At 43.3% G+C, this 2,780-nt stretch carries 2 protein-coding genes; both read left to right on the forward strand.

Going from position 1 to position 2,780, the window contains the following annotated elements:
• Window positions 1-763 precede the first annotated feature (763 nt).
• A complete protein-coding gene (adhP, locus tag LDL18_RS08940) occupies window positions 764-1,777 on the forward strand; it encodes an alcohol dehydrogenase AdhP (protein ID WP_011241052.1) in 1,014 nt (337 codons plus the stop codon).
• 233 nt (window positions 1,778-2,010) lie between these two features.
• Window positions 2,011-2,496 (forward strand): transcriptional repressor, encoded by a 486-nt coding sequence (locus LDL18_RS08945; protein ID WP_014848211.1) that lies wholly within the window; start codon window positions 2,011-2,013, stop codon window positions 2,494-2,496.
• Window positions 2,497-2,780: the final 284 nt, after the last annotated feature.

A 2,780-nucleotide genomic window follows, 5' to 3' on the forward strand; every position in this document is an offset into this window, starting at 1 on the left:
CGGACAATTCCTGTCCATGTCATCATTCTCTCCATCTCTTCTCAAAGATAGATGAAGCTTAACATAGGGCTATTGTTCGAAAAATTTCGGATCTGGCTCTAAAAGGTGAGAAATCATCACCTCATTTGATTAAATCCATAGCATTGATCGTGAAATTTTATAGCTATGCACTGCTCAAATAATCGTTCCTTTTTAGCTTTCGCCCTAATAAAGCTGTGACGATACTTTGCTGTCCTTCTTAATTTTGGGAACTAGGATGATATCCTGATTGGATTGATGGTTTTGACTATGAATAGGAGGGATATCTTTACCCAATATTCTTCTCCTATAGGATGGTCATTAAAAGGATAATCGAGACTCTGAGTCCCAATCATTCCCTTTCTCAATTTTTTCCGATTTTCTGAAAGCGTGTTTTACTCCACCATTCAAAATCTCGCCTCCCAAAGTTCCCTCAAAAAGGGCGGAATATTTTTTACAAAATTGACCCCAATCTCTCTCAATCTGTTGTTTTATTCTTAAGTTTTTGCAAATGATTACTATTAAACTTTTTTAATGGGCTTTTTATAAAGAAAATTTAAAAAATAGCACTTTCATTATTTTATATTTAAGTATTGATACAAGCGATATCTATAAATCTTTTTATGATTTTCGGGATCACAATCGGCTAACAATCGTTTTTACCGATATCGCAAGATGTATGTCAGCCGCAAATTTGTCGACTGACCTCTATCTCTCCGAGATAATTAACCAAAGGGTAGTCATCATGAAAGCAGCCGTCATAACCAAAGATCATACGATCGAAGTAAAAGACACCAAATTACGCCCTCTGAAATACGGGGAAGCCCTTTTGGAAATGGAATATTGCGGGGTATGTCATACCGATCTCCACGTAAAAAACGGGGATTTTGGCGATGAAACGGGCAGAATTACCGGCCATGAAGGCATCGGTATCGTCAAGCAGGTCGGGGAGGGCGTTACTTCTCTGAAAGTCGGTGACCGTGCCAGTGTTGCATGGTTCTTCAAAGGCTGCGGCCATTGCGAATATTGTGTCAGCGGTAATGAAACGCTCTGCCGCAATGTTGAAAATGCCGGTTATACGGTTGATGGCGCTATGGCAGAAGAATGTATTGTTGTTGCCGATTACTCGGTCAAGGTGCCTGATGGTCTTGATCCCGCGGTTGCCAGCAGTATCACTTGCGCGGGCGTAACCACCTATAAAGCCGTCAAAGTCTCCCAAATACAGCCGGGACAATGGCTGGCAATCTATGGCTTGGGCGGTTTAGGCAATTTGGCACTCCAATATGCCAAGAATGTTTTTAACGCCAAAGTGATCGCGATTGATGTCAATGACGAACAGCTCGCTTTTGCCAAAGAGCTGGGCGCAGATATGGTCATCAATCCGAAAAACGAAGATGCTGCCAAAATCATTCAGGAAAAAGTCGGCGGCGCACATGCCACTGTGGTGACAGCTGTTGCCAAATCCGCCTTTAACTCTGCTGTTGAAGCTATCCGCGCCGGTGGCCGTGTCGTTGCTGTTGGCCTGCCTCCTGAAAAAATGGATTTGAGCATTCCTCGTTTGGTGCTCGACGGTATCGAAGTCTTAGGTTCTTTGGTCGGTACGCGGGAAGATTTGAAAGAAGCCTTCCAGTTTGCAGCCGAAGGCAAGGTCAAACCGAAAGTTACCAAGCGTAAAGTCGAAGAAATCAACCAAATCTTTGACGAAATGGAACATGGGAAATTCACAGGCCGTATGGTTGTGGATTTTACCCACCACTAGGTTTCCGTAAAGGCGGAAGCATAAATGGAAAAAGCCTTTCTCTCACCAGAAAGGCTTTTTCTTTATCGTCTGATAAAAATTTCACACATCAATCGCTGTGATGAGCCGCTATCCAAGACTTTCTCTTCTCATGCCTTCTATTCGGCGATCGCTATTTAAAGGCTGTTTTTATAGGGCATTCGCCCTATATATAACGATATTAGCGTTTATATCTAACAGAAGGAAATCCGGCCTTGGGTGAAACAACCCTCCAAACAGCGCCCCATGCCCATATTCAACATAGCGGCTCTGATTTATTAGAAGCAGCCAAAGCGGCCTTATTGAAATCGGGTGAGCAATGGACAGCCATGCGTGCTTCTGTTTACAAAGCCTTGGCACAGACCAACAAGCCCAGTTCAGCTTATGATATTGCCGATATTGTCTCTCAATCCGAAGGGCGCAGAGTAGCTGCCAACAGCGTTTATCGTATCCTTGATATCTTCGTCAGCAGCAATCTTGCGCATCGGGTCGAAAGCGCTAACGCCTATATCGTTAATGCCCATCCCGAATGTCGGCATGACTGCCTTTTTCTCGTCTGCGACCAATGTGGTGGTGTGATTCATATAGATGATGACAAGATCAGCCGCTTTTTGAAAGAATCGGCAGAAAAAAATGATTTTGTCGCAGAAAGGTCTGTTTTAGAAATACGGGGTAAATGTTCACATTGTCTTTCTCATTAACCTAAATGTACCTCAGGTTAACCTGTTGCAATGACTCTATTACCTGCCATGATTTTGTAACTTTTATGTCGCAGTCAGGGCTTATCTTGGCTAATTTGGGTTCCTGCTGTTCACCTTTAGGGCGAATTGTTTTACTAAACAGGCTTAAATTTCGGTTTGATTTAAGGCCCTAAGCTTATGTTTCCGAATGACAAGACGCCGTTGTTAGACAAGATCAAGACACCGGCAGAATTGCGTCAATTAGATCGCAACAGCCTCCGGCAATTGGCGGATGAATTACGGAA

The organism is Zymomonas sp., from assembly GCF_020216885.1.
Taxonomy (GTDB): Bacteria; Pseudomonadota; Alphaproteobacteria; order Sphingomonadales; family Sphingomonadaceae; genus Zymomonas.

Coding starts and splice junctions, on each gene's coding strand:
- adhP (WP_011241052.1), top strand. CDS start 764: ATGAAAGCAGCCGTCATAACCAAAGATCATACGATCGAAGTAAAAGAC.